16 protein-coding genes are annotated in these 17,771 nt (G+C 60.9%); 7 read left to right on the top strand and 9 right to left on the bottom strand.

Annotation, left to right across the window (positions count from 1 at the left end):
* Positions 1–17: 17 nt before the first annotated feature.
* Genes E5180_RS02570 through E5180_RS02560 form a run of 3 tightly spaced genes read right to left on the bottom strand, consistent with a single transcriptional unit; the run spans position 18 to position 3,192 of the window.
* On the bottom strand, positions 18–1,541 hold the full coding sequence (locus tag E5180_RS02570) for an AMP-binding protein (RefSeq protein WP_138923022.1): 1,524 nt from the start codon (positions 1,539–1,541) through the stop codon (positions 18–20).
* A complete protein-coding gene (locus E5180_RS02565) occupies positions 1,541–2,032 on the bottom strand; it encodes a lysozyme inhibitor LprI family protein (RefSeq protein WP_138923021.1) in 492 nt (163 codons plus the stop codon). Before E5180_RS02565 ends, E5180_RS02570 begins: the two co-directional genes overlap by 1 nt.
* Complete coding sequence (locus E5180_RS02560; protein WP_138923020.1) at positions 2,029–3,192, bottom strand: isovaleryl-CoA dehydrogenase; 1,164 nt, start codon at positions 3,190–3,192, stop codon at positions 2,029–2,031. The genes E5180_RS02565 and E5180_RS02560 overlap by 4 nt, the downstream gene beginning before the upstream one ends.
* 144 nt (positions 3,193–3,336) lie before the next feature.
* On the opposite strand from E5180_RS02560, the gene E5180_RS02555 reads away from it, so the two are divergent.
* On the top strand, positions 3,337–3,807 hold the full coding sequence (locus E5180_RS02555; protein WP_138923019.1) for a pyridoxamine 5'-phosphate oxidase family protein: 471 nt from the start codon (positions 3,337–3,339) through the stop codon (positions 3,805–3,807).
* A gap of 98 nt (positions 3,808–3,905) precedes the next feature.
* Here the strand turns inward: E5180_RS02555 and E5180_RS02550 are convergent, their stop codons facing one another.
* Positions 3,906–5,099, bottom strand: a complete 1,194-nt coding sequence (locus E5180_RS02550; RefSeq protein ID WP_138923018.1) for a DegT/DnrJ/EryC1/StrS family aminotransferase — start codon at positions 5,097–5,099, stop codon at positions 3,906–3,908.
* 13 nt (positions 5,100–5,112) lie between these two features.
* The gene (locus tag E5180_RS02545) at positions 5,113–5,784 is read right to left on the bottom strand and encodes an HAD-IA family hydrolase (protein WP_138923017.1); all 672 of its coding nucleotides are present in this window, start codon (positions 5,782–5,784) and stop codon (positions 5,113–5,115) included.
* A gap of 118 nt (positions 5,785–5,902) precedes the next feature.
* Between E5180_RS02545 and glmU the strand changes: the two genes are divergently transcribed.
* From glmU to E5180_RS02530, 3 genes are read left to right on the top strand one after another with little or no spacing between them, the layout of a single operon-like run.
* A complete protein-coding gene (glmU, locus tag E5180_RS02540; protein ID WP_138923016.1) occupies positions 5,903–7,255 on the top strand; it encodes a bifunctional UDP-N-acetylglucosamine diphosphorylase/glucosamine-1-phosphate N-acetyltransferase GlmU in 1,353 nt (450 codons plus the stop codon).
* Positions 7,256–7,257: 2 nt separating this feature from the next.
* Positions 7,258–9,078 carry a glutamine--fructose-6-phosphate transaminase (isomerizing) gene (gene glmS, locus E5180_RS02535; RefSeq protein ID WP_138923015.1) on the top strand — a complete coding sequence of 607 codons (1,821 nt, stop codon included), beginning with the start codon at positions 7,258–7,260 and terminating at the stop codon, positions 9,076–9,078.
* On the top strand, positions 9,075–9,806 hold the full coding sequence (locus E5180_RS02530) for a DNA alkylation repair protein (RefSeq protein WP_138923014.1): 732 nt from the start codon (positions 9,075–9,077) through the stop codon (positions 9,804–9,806). Before glmS ends, E5180_RS02530 begins: the two co-directional genes overlap by 4 nt.
* A gap of 88 nt (positions 9,807–9,894) precedes the next feature.
* Here the strand turns inward: E5180_RS02530 and E5180_RS02525 are convergent, their stop codons facing one another.
* A complete protein-coding gene (locus E5180_RS02525) occupies positions 9,895–10,416 on the bottom strand; it encodes a hypothetical protein (protein ID WP_138923013.1) in 522 nt (173 codons plus the stop codon).
* Between the two features lie 85 nt (positions 10,417–10,501).
* Between E5180_RS02525 and moaA the strand changes: the two genes are divergently transcribed.
* Genes moaA through E5180_RS02510 form a run of 3 tightly spaced genes read left to right on the top strand, consistent with a single transcriptional unit; the run spans position 10,502 to position 13,861 of the window.
* A complete protein-coding gene (gene moaA / locus E5180_RS02520) occupies positions 10,502–11,509 on the top strand; it encodes a GTP 3',8-cyclase MoaA (protein ID WP_138923012.1) in 1,008 nt (335 codons plus the stop codon).
* A 7-nt stretch (positions 11,510–11,516) separates the two neighbouring features.
* Positions 11,517–12,803, top strand: a complete 1,287-nt coding sequence (locus E5180_RS02515) for a 3-deoxy-D-manno-octulosonic acid transferase (protein ID WP_138923011.1) — start codon at positions 11,517–11,519, stop codon at positions 12,801–12,803.
* Entirely contained in the window at positions 12,800–13,861 is a 1,062-nt protein-coding gene (locus E5180_RS02510; RefSeq protein ID WP_138923010.1) for a glycosyltransferase family 4 protein, read from the top strand. The genes E5180_RS02515 and E5180_RS02510 overlap by 4 nt, the downstream gene beginning before the upstream one ends.
* A 35-nt stretch (positions 13,862–13,896) precedes the next feature.
* Here the strand turns inward: E5180_RS02510 and E5180_RS02505 are convergent, their stop codons facing one another.
* The 3 genes from E5180_RS02505 to E5180_RS02495 all read right to left on the bottom strand — a co-directional run bounded on the left by E5180_RS02505 (position 13,897) and on the right by E5180_RS02495 (position 17,664).
* On the bottom strand, positions 13,897–15,060 hold the full coding sequence (locus tag E5180_RS02505; protein ID WP_138923009.1) for a M20 aminoacylase family protein: 1,164 nt from the start codon (positions 15,058–15,060) through the stop codon (positions 13,897–13,899).
* A gap of 68 nt (positions 15,061–15,128) precedes the next feature.
* The gene (locus E5180_RS02500; RefSeq protein WP_138923008.1) at positions 15,129–16,292 is read right to left on the bottom strand and encodes a M20 aminoacylase family protein; all 1,164 of its coding nucleotides are present in this window, start codon (positions 16,290–16,292) and stop codon (positions 15,129–15,131) included.
* A 25-nt stretch (positions 16,293–16,317) separates the two neighbouring features.
* Positions 16,318–17,664 carry an NAD(P)/FAD-dependent oxidoreductase gene (locus tag E5180_RS02495; protein WP_138923007.1) on the bottom strand — a complete coding sequence of 449 codons (1,347 nt, stop codon included), beginning with the start codon at positions 17,662–17,664 and terminating at the stop codon, positions 16,318–16,320.
* Positions 17,665–17,771: the final 107 nt, after the last annotated feature.

The raw sequence follows: 17,771 nt of genomic DNA, 5'->3' as shown, positions 1-17,771 counted from the left end.
CACGGTCGGGTGTTGCATCATGCGGCCCCTTCGGCAGCGGCGCGGGCCTTGAGCTCGCGGCGGATCACCTTGCCTGTGACGGTCATTGGCAAAGCGTCCAGAAAGGCCACCTCGCGCGGATAGGAATAGCTGGCAAGGCGGGTCTTGACCCAGTCTTGCAGGGTCTGTGCGTCAACGGTCGCACCGGATTTGCGCACGACATAAGCTTTGACGATCTCGGTCCTCAGCGCGTCGGGCTTGCCGACGACACCGCAGGTTGCGACTTCTGGATGGGTCAGCAGACAATCCTCGATCTCTGCCGGACCGATGCGGTAGCCGCTTGACGTAATCACATCATCCTCGCGCCCGACAAAGCGCAGATAGTCGCCATCAAATACGCCGCGGTCGCCGGTCAGCATCCAACCGCCGCGATATTTCTGCGCCGTTTCATCCGGCCTCTGCCAATAGCCCAGCATCATCGACGCCGATCCCTTGCGGATTGCGACGTCGCCTTCGTCTTTTGTCGGATTTCCATCCACGTCGAGCACCGCGACATCATGGCCTGGAACAGGTTGTCCGATACATCCCGGGCGGGGTGGAAACTGGCTGCTTGCGCTGGTGGCGACCATATTGCATTCGGTCTGGCCGTAGAATTCGTTGATCGACAGGCCAAAGGCCTGTCGCCCCCACGCCAGCATCTCTGCCCCCAAAGGCTCCCCGCCCGATGCGACCGATCGCAGGCCCGCAATCTCGGCCCCTTCGGCCTTGAGCATCCGCAGTGCGGTTGGTGGAAAGAACACGTTACGCACATCGCCGTCCCGGATAATACGGGCGCAGGCCTCGGGCGAGAATTTGGGCAACCGCGCGGCGACCACCGGCACGCCAAGTGCCAGCGCCGGCATCAGCACATCAAACAGCCCGCCGATCCATGCCCAATCCGCCGGGGTCCACAGGCAATCGCCGCTTTGCCCCAAAATATCATGGCTCAGCGAGACGCCAGGCAAGTGGCCTGTAAGCAGCCGGTGCCCATGCAGCGCGCCCTTGGGTGGACCAGTTGTGCCAGAGGTATAAATCAGCACCGCCGGATCGCCGGGTTTAGTGCTGGCAAAAGGCACAGGATCACCCGCAACACCGAACCTATCGGCCATCAACGGGGTCGCCAGATCGCCCAGCAGGTCGCGCCCTTCGGGATCGGTCAGAACCAGCGATACGCCCGCATCCCGCACCCGCGACGCCAGCGCATCATACTTGAAGAGCTTGAACAAAGGCACTGAAATTGCACCGATTTTCCAGATCGCAAGATGGGCAGCCGCGCACCATGGGCTTTGCCCTAACAGCACGCCGACACGATCGCCAACTTGCACGCGTTGCAGCAACGCGCGTGCCAATCCGTCAACCATATCGGACAGCGCGCCAAAGCTCACATCGTGCCGTGCGTCGCCCGTCATGTCGATGATCGCCAGCTGCGCGGGATCCTGCGCCAGACATTGTGCTGCCATGTTCATCCGCGCCGGAATATCCCATGCGCCCGAACGGTCCAGTCCTGGCAGGGCGTGGGCCATCAGTCTTCCCACACGTCCAGCGACAGAGCCTGACGCGCTGTCTGCTCCATCAGGCAGCTGATCGCAGCAGGCCCCTGACCTGTGCCGCCTTGCCACAGCGCAGCCTCATAGGTGCAGGCTTTGTCACGAAATTCGATCCAGGCGCGTTGCATCTCGCGCAGGGCGTCAGCCACACCGGCTCTGTCTTCGGAAGCGGGTACCGCATCCGCATCCCTCCGTTTTGCCTGAACCATCACAGCGGCGTAATTGTCATTCAACCGCTGGTCCCAGAATTGCAGTTCGCGGTCCAGACAGCCGCCCATGCCGTAGGTGCTGCTTCCGCCTGGCGTATCCTCCATACACTGGTTCGCCGACGCGCCCGCGCAGGCCAGCTTTGCCGCATATCCCTCTGCGTCGGCCAGACAGAGCTCTGTCCCGCGATCGCTATACTGCAGGTCCTGCGCGGCAAGCGGTGAGGCGCACAGCATCAAGGCGAGGGCGACGCGTTTCACGCCATCGCTCCCATCATCTCGCGGCCCACCAGCATACGACGGATTTCCGAGGTCCCTGCCCCGATCTCCATCAGCTTGGCGTCGCGGAAGATACGGCCCACGGGGTTGTCAGACAGATAGCCCGCGCCCCCCATTGCCTGCACCGCCTGATGCGCCTGTTTCATCGCTTCTTCGCTGGCATAGAGACAGCAGGCGGCGGCATCGGCGCGGGTCACATCACCGCGGTCGCAGGCCTTGGCGACCTCGTAAACATAGGCACGGGCAGAATTCATCGCGGTGTACATATCCGCCATCTTACCCTGCATCAGCTGGAAGTTCCCGATGGGCTGCCCGAACTGCTTGCGCTCGGCCATATAGGGCATGATCTCGTCCAGACAGGCGGCCATAATCCCAAGGCCAATGCCTGCCAGCACCACACGTTCGTAGTCCAGGCCAGACATCAGCACAGCCACGCCGCGTCCTTCATTGCCCAGAACGTTTTCGAACGGGACCTCGACATTATCAAAGATCAGCTCGGCCGTGTTCGACCCGCGCATCCCCAGCTTGTCGAAATGCTGACCAGTTGAGAACCCCTTCATATCTTTCTCGATCAAGAAGGCGGTGATCCCTTTTGATCCGGCATCGGGGTCGGTCTTGGCATAGACGACCAGCGTGTCGGCATCGGGGCCATTGGTGATCCAATATTTGTTGCCCGACAGGCGGTAGTGGTCGTTGCGCTTTTCCGCGCGTAGCTTCATCGACACCACGTCGCTGCCCGCAGAGGGTTCGGACATCGCCAGCGCGCCCACATGCTTACCAGAGCACAGACCCGGCAGAAATTTCGCCTTTTGTTCGGGGGTACCGTTCAGGCGGATCTGGTTGACGCACAGATTAGAATGCGCGCCGTAAGAAAGTGAGACAGAGGCAGAAGCACGCGCGATTTCTTCCACCGCGACGGTATGCGCGACATACCCCATGCCAGAGCCGCCGAACTCTTCCTCGACCGTCATACCCAGCAGACCAAGGCCGCCCATCTCTTCCCAAAGCTCGGGCGGGAATTCGTTTTTGGTATCAATATCAGCGGCCATCGGTTTGACCCGCTCTTGCGCCCAGCGATGCACCATATCGCGCATCTCGTTCACATCATCGCCCAAATCGAATTTCATGGTGGTGTTGAACATAGACCCCTCCCCGAGTTTATTGAACAGTTGTTCATTACACTACACTTCTCGTGGATTCGGTCAAGCGAATGTCGCACGGGCGGGGAACTGGACCTGCATCGTTGATGTTACACCGATAACACATTTACGAAAGGATGCAGCGACATGAGTACATCATTGAAGAAAGAATTCTGGGACCGCATTGATGACACCCGCATCGGGATGCTGGCCACCGACACCGCCCGCGCCATCCCGATGAGCCACTATGCCGACCATGACGCGAACTGCCTGTGGTTCATCACTGCACGTGATACCGACCTGGCGAAATCGGCCCAAACGGGTGCCGCGGCAGAGTATCTGGTGACCAGCAAGGACGAACATCTATACGCCCGCATCGACGGCACGGTTCAGGCTGTTACGGACCCCGCCAAGCTGGACGAACTATGGAACGCCTTTGCCGCGGCATGGTTCAAGGACGGGCGCAAGGACGACGACGTGCAACTCGTGCGCATGGACCTGAAACAGGCCGAGGTCTGGTTGACCGGCGGCAGCCTGTCCTTCCTCTACGAGATCGCCAAAGCCAACGTGACCAAGCAGGTTCCAGATGCAGGCGAACACGGGGTCATCAATTTCTAAAGGGGCGGTCTCTGGATAGACGTCCATCTCACGGATAAGGGGACGGCAGACGTCCGGCCCTTTGGAAATTCAAACGAACGCGACGGGCCGGTGCGCCATTACCCCTGCTGGAACACGCGCGAGACTTCGCCGCGGATAATGCGCGCAATCATGGCACAATCCTCTAACGAGAATGTCAGCGGTACGCGCATATCGATAATGCTGGCAAGCACTGCATCGCTGGCGGGCAGCGCGGGGGATTTAGCGTAGTGCCATGAATCATAGCGGCTGGTGAAACCGACAGGTTCTGCGCCGCCGAACCATTTAAGCTCCACGCCGCGGGCGGCACAGCGTGACAGGACGGCTTCTATGGCGGATGACTGCCAGCCTGATAGCAGGAACTGAATTGATGATCCGACAAAGTGTTCTGCCTCGGGGCGGCCGATTACGGCCAGCCCAGGGGTATCGCGCAAACCGTCGTCGACGACCTGATACCGCGCATTCCACTTGGCAATCTGAGCATCAAGCCGCCGCAGCTGCGGACGCAGGATCGCGGCGCGCAGATTGTCCATCCGGCCTGAAATATTGGGCGTGTCGTATTTGATCGCCTCGAAGGTTTCGGGCGGGGGGCCAGCCACATGCCGTTCATAGAGCATATAAGACCCCGACAGCATGATCGCCCGCGCTGCCACCTCGGGATCATCGGTGACCAGCAGTCCGCCCTCGCCTGCGTTAACATGTTTATACGTCTGGCACGAATAGCATCCCACAGCCCCATGCCGCCCCGAATGCACGCCGTTCCAGCTGGCCCCCATGGTATGCGCGCAATCCTCGACCACGGTGACACCGGCGGCATCACAAAGCGTCATCAGCGCGTCCATATCGCAAATGTGACCCCGCATATGGCTTAGCAGCAGAACCCGCGCATGATCCAGTTTGCCAGCCAGGTCCTCCAGATCGATCACCAGCCCCTCTGTCACATCGACAAAGACAGGCTCTGCCCCGACCGCGGCAATCGCACCGGGCACGGGGGCGAGTGTAAAGGCGTTGGATAGCACCCGGTCTCCCGATTTGACGCCGACAGCCCGCAGTGCGGTCGCGATGGCATAGCCGCCCGATGCGACGGCAAGGCAGTATTTCGCCCCGACCATCGCTGCGAATTCCTGCTCAAGCAGCGCGACCTCTGCAGCCTCTCCGGCCACGGTGTTATAGCGGTGCAGTCGCCCGTGGCGCATTACGGCGACAGCGGCGTCAATGGCGTCTTCGGGAATGGGTTCTTGTTGGGTAAAGCTGCCGGTGAAGACCTCTGCCATGTTTGCTGCCATGTCAGGCTGCACCGATCAGACGGGTCACGATATCAGGCAGGTCGTCATAGTGGTCCAGCAAGGCTTCGGGGGCCAGTGCCGCCATATCGTCACCCGAGGGGCCAAAGGACACCAGCACGCAAGGCACCCCCGCCGCGCGCGCCGTCTCGCGGTCGGTGTTGGTATCCCCCACCAGCAAGCACAGCGCCGGATCACCCCCGGCACGGCGGGCCGTTTCGAACAGATGTTCGGGATCAGGCTTGCGCATCGCCAGCGTGTCAGCCCCCACCATCGCGCCAAAGGCATCACGCACGCCGAGCCTTGTCAGCAGCGTATGGGCCAGCGCTTCGGGTTTGTTGGTGCAGATTGCCACGCGGTAACCTGCGGCTTTCAACGCAGCTACCGCCTGCATCGCGCCGGGGTAAAGCACCGTATGCGTGTCGATCTCGCGGCCATAGGCCTCTAGCAGCATGGGATAATAGCGGTCGATCGTTGCCTCGTCTTCTGCCCGACCCAGCCGTTCCATTCCCAAACGCAGCATCGCGCGCCCGCCCTTCAAGGCCGTGCCCGCGTCGGTTTTCGCGTCCAGAACATCGCCCTCGCCCATATCCCGGAAGCACGCATTGGCCGCGGCAATCAGGTCACCGCTGGTGTCTGCCAAGGTCCCGTCGAGGTCGAATACTACCGTTTTCATCGGCATTCCTTTGCTGAATGTGTTGCAGGCGGAAATCTTCTTTGATGACCCCTAGCCTTGCGCAAAATCGTCAACAAGGTAAAGAGAGCGGACATTAAATTGATTAAAGAGATTATACATGGAAGTCGCACTGATCCTTTTGGCCGCAGGCAAAGGTACCCGTATGCAATCGGACCTGCCAAAGGTTCTGCATGCCGTCGCCCACGCACCGCTTTTAGAACACGCTATGGCCTCTGGCGCGGCATTATCGCCTGCCCGTACGGTCGTTGTTGCGGGTCACGGTGCCGATCAGGTGCGTGCCGCAGCCCAAGCATTTGACGACGAAGCGCAGGTTGTGGTCCAAGAAGAGCAGCTTGGCACGGCCCATGCCGTTGGACAGGCACGCGAGGCCCTTGCAGGGTTCGACGGGACGGCCATCGTGCTGTACGGAGATACGCCTTTTGTGCAGACTGAAACCCTCGAAAAAATGTGTGACGCGCTGAAGTCGAACGATGTCGTTGTGTTGGGCTTCGACGCTGCCGATCCCGCGCGCTATGGCCGGCTGGTAATGCAAGGCGACAGCCTGGATCGCATCGTCGAATACAAAGACGCCACAGATGAAGAGCGCGCGATAACGCTTTGTAATAGTGGCGTTGTTGCTTGCAAATCTGATCTATTGTTTGACCTGATTGACGCCGTTGGCAATGACAATGCGTCGGAAGAATACTACCTCACCGACATCATCGGCATTGCACGGGATCGCGGGCTGAAAGCCACTGCTGTCACCTGTGACGAGGCCGAAACAATGGGCGTGAATTCCCGCGCTGATCTGGCCGCTGCCGATGCCGCGTTCCAATCGCGGGCCCGTGCGGCGATGCTGGAAGACGGCATTACGCTGATGGCCCCCGATACGGTCTATTTCGCACGCGATACCTATATCGGCCGCGACACGGTGATCGAACCCAACGTGGTTTTCGGCCCCGGCGTGACCATCGAATCCGGTGCCACCATCCGCGCGTTCAGCCACCTTGAAGGGTGCCATGTCGCCCGTGGTGGCATAATCGGCCCCTACGCCCGTCTGCGCCCAGGCGCAGAGCTGTCCGAGGATGTGCGCATCGGCAACTTTGTCGAAGTGAAGAACGCGCAGATCGCCGAAGGGGCCAAGGTGAACCACCTAAGCTACATCGGCGACGCCACCATCGGTGCCAAAGCCAACATCGGCGCGGGCACAATCACCTGCAACTACGACGGCGTGATGAAGCACCATACCCATATCGGGGCCAATGCGTTTATCGGGTCAAACACCATGCTGGTGGCACCCGTGCATATCGGCGACGGCGCGATGACAGGATCAGGCTCGGTGATCACGTCGGATGTAGAGGCAGACGCACTGGCGCTAGCGCGCGCACCGCAGATAGAAAAACCCGGCATGGCCCGGAAATTGTTCGAAATGTTAAAGGCTAAGAAGGCCAAACAGCAGAGAGGCAGCTAATTATGTGTGGTATTGTCGGTATCCTTGGCCAACACGAAGTTGCGCCTACCCTCGTCGAAGCCCTGAAACGCCTGGAATACCGCGGCTATGACAGCGCCGGTATCGCCACGGTTGACGCAGGCAAGCTGGACCGCCGCCGGGCAGTCGGAAAGCTGGTAAACCTGTCAGACCTGTTGGTGCATGAGCCGCTGGCCGGCAAGTCAGGCATCGGCCACACCCGTTGGGCCACCCACGGTGCCCCCTCCGTCACCAACGCCCACCCGCATCAGGCGGGACCCGTGGCAGTCGTGCACAACGGTATCATCGAGAACTTCCGCGAACTGCGGGCTGAGCTCGCCGAGGACGGCGTAAAATTCGTGACCGAAACGGACACAGAAACCGTTGCGCTGCTCACCCAGAAGTACATGACCGAAGGATTGGGCCCGGTTGATGCCGCAACCAAAACCATCGCACGTCTGCACGGGGCCTTTGCGCTGGCGTTCCTGTTTGACGGCGAAGACGATCTGATGATCGGCGCACGCAAAGGGGCCCCGCTTGCCGTGGGCTATGGCGACAACGAGATGTATCTAGGCAGCGACGCGATCGCCCTGTCGCCGATGACGGACCGCGTGACCTACCTTGAAGAAGGCGACCGCGCTGTGCTGACCCGTACATCGGTCAAGATTTACGATGCCAATGACGCGCCCGTTGATCGTGTGGTTAAGAAGATCAGCCTCGACACCACCCGCATCGACAAAGGCGGCCACAAACACTTTATGGCGAAAGAGATCGCCGAACAGCCTGCCGTCATCGGCGAGGCGCTGTCGCGCTACCTGACCGCGGACGGAGAGATCATGCTGCCCGATCCGGGCCTCGACTTCACCAAGCTCGACCGGATCACCATGGTCGCCTGCGGGACGGCCTTTTATGCTTGCCTCACGGCAAAATACTGGTTCGAGCAGATTGCCCGCCTGCCGGTTGAGGTCGATGTGGCCTCGGAATTCCGGTACCGCGAACCGCCGATTTCCGACCGGACGATGGCCCTGTTTGTCAGCCAGTCGGGCGAAACCGCCGATACACTCGCAGCCCTGCGCTATTGCGCGGGCAAGGCTGATCTGATCGCCTCGGTGGTGAATGTTACTGAGTCCTCGATTGCACGTGAAAGCAATCTGGCGCTGCCGATCCATGCTGGCGTAGAGGTCGGTGTGGCATCCACCAAAGCGTTCACCTGCCAGTTGACCGTCCTGTTCCTTATGGTGCTGAAAGCCGCCGTGGACCGCGGTGCAATCACCAAGGAAGAGCAGGCAGATTACGTCTCTGGCCTGCGGTCCATGCCGTCGCTGATCAATACTGCGCTCGAACAAAACGAGGCGCTGCGCGACGAGGCCTACAAGCTGTCTTCGGCACGCGACGTGCTGTTTCTGGGGCGCGGCGCGATGTTCCCCCTCGCCCTAGAAGGTGCATTGAAACTAAAAGAAATCAGCTATATACACGCCGAAGCTTATGCATCCGGAGAGCTAAAGCACGGCCCCATCGCTCTGATCGACGAGAACGTTCCCGTAGTGGTCATGGCCCCCAACGACGCGTTGTTCGATAAAACCGTCAGCAACATGCAAGAAGTCATGGCGCGCAAGGGCAAGGTCATCTTGATCTCGGACCGCGCAGGACTGGACGCAGAATCCGAAGGCACATGGGGGCAGATCGAAATGCCGCCGGTTGCAGATGCACTCGCCCCGATCCTTTATGCCATCCCTGCCCAACTGCTGGCCTATCATACTGCCATCGCCAAGGGGACAGATGTCGACCAGCCACGCAACCTAGCCAAATCGGTGACCGTAGAATGAACCTAACCCCCTATATGGCGCAGCTCAACGCATTGGCTGACCCCACTGCCGTCGACAAACTGCACAGCGCTCACAAGGTGGATCGCCCCTATCTGGGCGTGACCAACCCGCAGATCAACGATCTGACCAAAACCTGGCGGGCCGAGCTGTCGTTGGCTGACCGGATTTCACTGGCGGACGCACTGTGGCAGACTGACATTTTCGAAGCCCGGCTCGCGGCGGCGAAACTGCTGACCCAAGCCCGCCTGCGCCCCGATGACGAAGCGGCGTGGCAGTTGATCCAAAGCTGGGTGCCCGATTTTGACAGCTGGGCCATCGCCGATCACGCCTGTATGGCGGCGCAAAAGCGGTTGCTCGCCGATCCTCAGCGTCTGGATGTTGTCGAAAGCTGGGCCCAATCCGGAGAGCTTTGGTCAAAGCGCGCAGCTTTGGTCGCCACATTACCGTGGACCAAGCAGGATAACCCAAAACCCGAAGAGCTGGACGCCCGCGAGCGTATTCTTGGCTGGGCGGCGGGCTATCTGCCGGTCAAGAACGGTATCTTGCAAAAGGCCATCGCGTGGTGGGTACGCGACCTCAGCCGTCATGATCCAGCGCGGGCCGCAGAGTTTATCGAAGCCAACCGCACGCACCTCAAGCCTTATGCGATCAAAGAGGCGGCACGGTATATGCCAGACTTCCCGCTTGAAGCAGCAGCCGATGACACCGACGCAACGTCGGAAGACTGAAATTGCAAGGCTGATCCTGAACGAGAACGGGCGTCCAAGGTTTTCCTCGGACGCCCGTTTTGCATTTGATGTTATAGGACCGCCAGAGTTACCCGTTCGTTGACACTTCGACCTTGGTCAGATCCGTCAGCGACGCCCCGATCAACCGCAATGCAGACAGTGACATACGGCTGCCGCCCGATGCAGGTCCGTCCAGCGGGATCAGCTCTACCGTAGAAGATTTACCAGTCGCGGGGTTGGTCACGCGGCCCTGCATCTCTGATTTCACCAGCGGCGTTTTCAGCCACAGCCCCGGTTCGGTCGCACTGCCAAGCGAGGCCACGGTCGTGCCAAGTGACTTGGCCCCCGACGCTGCGGGTTTGGACGCCTCGGCGCGCTGTTCAGCCGTCGTGGTATCCAAGGCATCCGCCGTGCGCGCAGCTGCAGGCGGGCGCGGCGCGGTGGTGGCCGGCGACGGTGTTGCCGTTTCGCCCGTTTCGACACCAGTTTCTGCTGTAACCGCGGGCGTACTTTCGTCGCCGGCCTTGTTACCCAGACCCATACGATCCGTTACGCCGGCACATCCGGCCAGACCCACGACAGCGATACCTAAAATAATATAATGTTTCATGGAATAAATCTAACCTTCCAACGAAGCCGCTTCAATCTCCTAAATGCTACTTGCCCCGCGATGGGCCGATGTTTACCTATGGGATATGAATGCACCTTTGATTGACCCGTTCGCCCGCGCTATCACCTATCTGCGCGTCTCTGTTACAGATCGCTGTGACTTTCGCTGTGTTTATTGCATGTCCGAGAATATGACCTTCCTGCCCAAAAAGGAACTTCTATCCTTGGAAGAGCTGGATCGGCTGTGCACCAACTTTGTCGATCTCGGCGTGCAAAAGCTGCGCATCACAGGGGGCGAGCCTTTGGTGCGCAAGGGTATCATGACCTTCTTTAACAGCATGACCCGCCATCTGGACGCCGGCACGCTCAAAGAGCTGACGTTGACGACCAATGGCAGCCAGCTCGAGCGTTACGCCGCCGACCTTTATGCCGCCGGTGTGCGCCGCGTGAATGTGTCGCTGGATACGCTGGACGATCAAAAGTTTGCCGATATCACACGCTGGGGCCGCCTGCCCCAAGTCCTGCGCGGTATTGATGCTGCACAAAATGCGGGTCTGCGGGTCAAAATCAACGCCGTGGCGCTGAAGGGCTTTAACGAGGCCGAGCTGCCCAGCATGACCGCGTGGTGTGCCGACCGCGGCATTGATCTGACGTGGATAGAAGTGATGCCCATGGGCGATCTCGGGAACGAGGACCGTTTGGGCCAGTACTGGTCCCTCAAAGACGTGCGCCGCGCCTACGAGGATCACTACACCGTTACCGATTTGGCAGAGAACACTGGCGGGCCTGCCCGTTATGTGCGGCTTGAAGAGACCGGTCAGAAGATCGGGTTTATCACGCCGTTGTCCCATAATTTCTGCGAAAGCTGTAACCGCGTGCGGATCACCTGCACGGGCGAGATCTATATGTGTCTGGGTCAGGAAGACGTGGCCGACCTGCGTGCGCCCTTGCGCAACCACCCCGAGGATGACGCCCCCCTAAAAGACGCCATCCGCGCGGCGATCAACCTAAAGCCCAAGGGCCATGACTTTGATTACTCACGGCAAAAGCTGGATGGGCAGATGCCCCGCCACATGAGCCATACAGGCGGCTGACCCGACCGTGTCCGCGCCCTTTCTGTACCGCGCCTGGGTTCTTGCCAGCCGCTGCCTGATCCCCTTTGCCGCCAGCGCAGAGGCCCGCAAACTGCACGGGCAAGATGTGCCCGCTGCCCGCGCGGGCGAGAAACGCGGTATTGCGACGCTGCCGCGCCAGACGGATGGCAAGCTGGTCTGGGTCCATGCAGCATCGGTCGGAGAAAGCCTGTCGGTGCTGGCGTTGATCACCCGCATGGGCATCATGCTGCCCGACGCGCAATTCCTGATCACATCGGGCACCGCGACCTCGGCCAAGCTGGTGGCGCAGCGTCTGCCGCCGCGCAGCGTGCACCAGTTCGCCCCGCTTGACGCGCCCGGCCCCCTTAAGCGCTTTTTGTCCCACTGGCACCCCGATGCCGCGATTTTTGTCGAAAGCGAGATTTGGCCCCAGATGCTGCGCCGGACCCATGCGACAGGTGCGCCGATGGCCTTGGTCAATGCACGGATGTCTGACAAGACCGTGGATTTCTGGGAGAAATGGCCTCGCACAGCCCGCTATCTGTTTGATGTTTTTACGCTCATCCTGACCCAGAATGACGCGATGGCACGCAATATGATCCGCATGCACGCCCCTGCCGATCGCGTGTCGCGCGGGGTGAATCTAAAATCTATGGCCGGCCCTCTGCCGGTCGACGACAAGGCGCTTGCGCGGGTGACCGCGGCGCTTGACGGGCGGCCCGTATGGGTTGCCTCCTCGACCCACGAAGGCGAAGAACGCACCGTACTTGCGACGCACCGCAAGCTGTTACGCGACCTGCCCGATCTCTGTCTGATACTTGCCCCCCGCCATCCCGAACGCGGCGACGCGGTCGAGGCACTGGCCCATGATGCTGGCCTGACCGTCCAACGGCGCAGCCGCGGCGACGCGCCGGGCGGGCAAGTCTATCTGGCGGATACGCTGGGTGAATTGGGTCTGTGGTACAGCCTGTCTGGCGTGGTTTTTCTGGGCGGCTCTCTTTTGCCCATCGGCGGGCACAACCCGTTCGAGGTGGCGCAATCGGGCGCGGCTGTGCTTTCAGGCAACCATGTCGCGGCTTTTGCAGAGACCTATGCGCAGCTTGAAACCGAAGGGGCCGCGCGGATTGTGGCGGACGGCGAAGACCTGACCGCCCGCGTCCTGTCGCTCTTGACCAATCCCCAAGAGCTCGCGACGATGACCGCAGCCGCATCCCGTTTCATCGCCGCGCAGGACGACCAGCTGGATGCGATAGCCAGCCGTCTGATCACCACTCTCAAGTTGGATACCCCATGACGCACCCTCTTGCCCGCACCGATGTGATCGCCCCGAACTTCAAGCGCCGGCTGAGCGGCGTCACCGCCACTGTGATGCGGCTGGTGCCGGTGCAATCACGTGACATATCGATCGTAGCGACCGGTCCTGTCGTCCCCGAGGACGTGCCACAGGTGCCTTTGTCGTCGCTGATCACCATGTCGCGGCGGGGGCCATCAGCCTCTGGTTGGCGGGTCTGGCACGCGCGGCGCAACGTAGAGATGCTGGGCGGGCTGGCGCTGCGCTATCTGCTGGGCAAACGGCTCAAGCTGATGTTCACCTCGGCCAGCCAACGCGAGCAGACCGGCCTGACGCGCTGGCTGATCCGGCGGATGGATACCGTGGTTGCGACCTCGGACCGGACCAACGCCTATCTGGAAAACCCCGGCCATGTGATCATGCATGGCATCGACACCGAAGGTTTTGCCCCCTCGCCCGACCGCACCGCCTTGCGCGCCGAGCTTAAGCTGCCGGTGAATGCGACGCTGGTGGGCTGCTATGGCCGTATCCGCGCGCAAAAGGGCACTGATGCCTTTGTCGAGGCCATGCTGCCCATCCTGCGGGACAATCCCGATGTCGTGGCCCTTGTGATGGGGCGCGCGACCGAGAAATACGAAGCCTTCAAGAAAGGCCTGAAAGACCGCGCCCGTGCCGAGGGCCTGTCGGACCGGATGCTCTTTCTGCCAGAGGTGCCCGTAGGCGATATGGCCGATTTCTACCGTGTGCTGGATCTTTATGTCGCGCCGCAACGCTGGGAAGGGTTCGGACTGACCCCGATCGAAGCGATGGCCTGCGGTGTGCCAGTCGTCGCCACCCGTGTGGGCGCGTTTGAAAAGCTTGTGGTGCAAGGCACAACCGGCCTGCTGGTGGACCCAGACAATATCCCCGCGCTTGAGGCCGCGACACGCGATGCCCTGTCTGACCGGACGCGTCTGGCCGCGTGGGCAGAGGCCGGGCGCAGCTATGTCGTGTCGGATTTTTCGATTGCGCGCGAAGCCGCGGCATTGGTCAAGATTTACCGTAAACTGCTGGCCGCATAGGGCGCGGGTTTCCCCACGCCCTATGCGCATGAACCTTAGCCGATTGGCATACGCTGTTCGGCGATACCTGCCCACCAGCTGCAGCCAGCAGGGATGATATCGTCGTTAAAGTTATACATCGGGTGGTGCACCATCGCGGTGTCGCCATTGCCGACCAGAATATAAGCACCCGGGCGCTCTTCGAGCATAAAGGCGAAATCCTCGCCGCCCATGACCAAGGGTGCTTCGTCACATTGCCCTGAAATACCGCGCGCGACATCCGCCGCGAATTCGGTCTGCGCGTCGTGGTTCACCATCACCGGATAGTTGCGCACGTATTTGACCCGTGCCGTCGCGCCAAAGGTGGTGGCGATGCCTTCGCAAATCTCTGTCACGCGTTTTTCTGCAAGATCGCGCAGGTCGTTTGACAAAGTGCGCACGGTGCCCAGCAGGTTCACACGCTGCGGGATGACGTTGAACGCCTTGGAGGAGGATTCAATCGAGGTAATGGACACCACGATATTGCCCACAGGGTCCGCATTCCGGCTGACGATGGTTTGCAGCGCAGTGATGATATGCGCGGTCACAACGCCTGTATCGATGGTCTCATGCGGCTTGGCAGCGTGGCCGCCCAGACCTTCGACCTCGATCTCGAGCAGATCGGTGGCCGCAAAGAACGGGCCGGGGCGAATGCTGAACTGACCTGCGGGAATACCGGGCCAGTTGTGCATGCCATAGACTTCTTGGATGCCCCAGCGGTCCATCATGCCATCTTCGCACATCTCGCGCCCGCCGCCGCCACCTTCTTCGGCGGGCTGAAAGATCACCACGACCGTCCCGTCAAAGTTCCGCGTTTCGGCCAGATATTGCGCCGCCCCCAAAAGCATCGCCGTGTGGCCGTCGTGGCCGCAGGCGTGCATCGCGTTGGGCGTCTTGGAGGCATAGTCCAACCCGGTTTGCTCGTGGATCGGCAGCGCGTCCATATCTGCGCGCAGCCCGATGACTTTGCCCGACGCGGTAGAGTTGCCCTTGATCACGCCGACAACGCCCGTACGCCCGATGCCTTCGACGACTTCGTCGCAGCCAAAGGCCCGCAGCTTTTCAGCAACCGTGCCAGAGGTGCGGTGTGTCTCAAACAAGATTTCGGGGTGTTCATGCAGATCACGTCGCCATGCGGTGATGTCGGTGTGCAATTCGGCAAATCGGTTCTTAACGGGCATTTTTCGAAGTCCTCGAAGTCTGGGGGATAAAAGCATGCGGCGTGCCCCTTTTCAGGGCAAGCCGCTGGCTAGGCTGGCAATCTTGTTTCAATCATTTCCGCGTACCAGCTACAACCTGCGGGGATCGCGTCATCGTTGAAATTATACATAGGGTGGTGGACGGTGGGCCCGTCGCCATTGCCCAACATGATATAAGCACCGGGGCGCTGGTTCAGCATATACGAGAAATCCTCCCCCGCCATAATCGGGGGCGTGTCACGGTCCACACCGGGCGTGATGTTTTCCGCCACATCGGCGGCATAGCCGGTGTTGGTCTCAGCATTCACCGTGATCGGGTATCCGCGTTCATAGGTGATGTCGGCGGTACATTGATGGGCCGCGCAGGTATGGGTCACGACCGATTGCAAGCGGTCTTGCACCAGATCGCGGATGCTTGCATCAAGTGTGCGGACCGTGCCGCGCAAACGCACTGTCTGCGGCAAGACGTTGTGGCTGTCGGTGTCGGATCGCATGGTGCAGACCGACACCACCGCATTCTTGATCGGGTCGACATTGCGCGCGGCAATGGATTGCAGTGCCACGACGACATGGGCCGCAGCAAGGTTGGTATCAATCGCTTCATGGGGGGCAGCGGCATGACCACCCTGCCCGGCGATTGTAATATCGAATTCATCCGCCGCCGCCAGCAACGCCCCACACCGGATCGCGAATGTGCCGACAGGCTGATCAGGCATATTGTGCATGCCGTACACTTCGTCGATCGACCACCGCTCCATCAGACCTTCCTCGACCATGACATTGCCGCCACCGCCGCCCTCTTCGGCGGGTTGAAAGATCAGCACTGCGCGCCCGTCGAAATTGCGTGTTTCCGCCAGGTATTGCGCCGCACCAAGCAGCATAGCGGTATGCCCGTCGTGGCCGCAGGCGTGCATCTTGCCCGCTTTTTTTGACGCATATTCAAGCCCCGTCGCCTCTGTGATCGGTAGCGCGTCCATATCCGCCCGCAACCCGATGCTGCGCCCCGAGGTATTGGTCTTTCCCTCGATCACCGCGACGATACCGGTTTGCGCCACGCCTGTCGTGATATCGGTGATGCCAAAACTGCGCAGCTTCTCTTCGACAAAACCCGCGGTCTGTGGAAGATCGAATTGCAGTTCGGGAATGGTGTGCAGGTGACGCCGCCATGCTGTGATCTCGGCGTGGGTTTCGGCAAAGCGATTCTTGATCGGCATCGGCGCGCGTTCCTTTTCATTATGACTAAACGTTGGGGCCCAATATCATAGGACTTCCATCGGAAAACCGCGCAAGGCGGAACCGGCTAAGATCATGGCCAGCACCCTCTCCGGTTACCAGACGAGCCAAAACGCGGCCCATACCCGGCCCTATGCCGAAGCCGTGGCCTGACATGCCGGTGCCAATCGTGAGCCCCGGCAGTGCTGCCACGGTATCTACGACAGGGACAATATCGGGCATGGTGTCGATCATACCTGCCCATGCGGATTTCAGCTTTATCGGACCAAATTCCGGAAACATCGCCGAAAAATCACGCAGCAGGCGGCGGATCTTGGCCATATTGGGGGCGGGATCCAGGATGCGCATCGCCTCGAACGGGGATGGGGCGTCCGGCTGCCAGCGCCGTTTGGTTCCCCATGCATCGGGGAAGCCTTTGGGTGCAAACGGATGGAGCCGTTGGCCAAAGGGATCGGCAAGCAATTGCGTCATAAAGTGAGGCAACGCGCGGAACGCATCCGGCCCGACGAACAGCTCGGGCGCACCGGGTGGGGCAAGGGTATAGCCGCCATCCTCGCGGCGACGGAATGCGACCCGCCCGTCTGATACCGCACCCGCATAGACTTCGGGCAAGGGCTCTGTCGCTGCCACATTTTCGCGCACAGAGAGTTGCGGCATCGAAATACCGTGGTTGCGTAGAAACAGCGCCGACCAGGCACCGCCCGCCAGAACCACCTGCGAGGATTTGATACGGCCCTGTTCGGTGATCACCCCTGCAATACGCCCCGCAGCAATGTCGAGTGCACGTACGGCGCAATTTTCGATGATCTGCACGCCCTCGCGGGCGGCGATACCGGCCAGTGCGGGCACGGCGACCCAAGGCTCCGCGCGCATGTCCGACGGCGTGATCAACGCGCCGATCTGCGGTGTGGCGAGGGTGGGAAAGAGCCGCGTCACCTCGGCAGCCGTCAACATCTTGCTATCCGCGCCATTGGCCCGCGCATGGGGCAGCCAGTCTTCGTAGCCGGCAAGCTGCGCCGGTTTCTGCGCCAAATAGGCAATGCCGCCTTGCCGTAGACCGATATCGACGTCTGTTTGCCCTGCCAGATCACGCCAGATCGCCTGCGCCTCGGCCATGATAGGCATCTCGTCAGGATCCCGCCCCTGTTGCCGGATCCAGCCCCAGTTGCGGCTGGATTGTTCGGCAGCGATGCGGCCTTTTTCCAGCAAGGTCACAGAATGCCCGTCACGCGCAAGAAAGAGCGCGGTGCAGACCCCGATGATCCCGCCGCCGATCACAATGATATCCGAGGCCGCAGGGGGCGGGCCGGGATAGGTGATGGGGGTGGTGGCATTAATCGGGAACGGCTGCATGGTCAGGCTCTGTTCTGCGTTGGCGTCGCGGGCGGCGCAGGCCTGGGTCCGGGGCCAGCCCCCGGCGCCGCACGGCGGCCCCTCCCCCGGGATTTGGTACCATTTGG

Origin of the sequence: Sulfitobacter sp. BSw21498 (genome assembly GCF_006064855.1) — a bacterium.
GTDB lineage: Bacteria > Pseudomonadota > Alphaproteobacteria > Rhodobacterales > Rhodobacteraceae > Sulfitobacter.
This window is presented reverse-complemented; position numbering and strand designations above follow the sequence as displayed.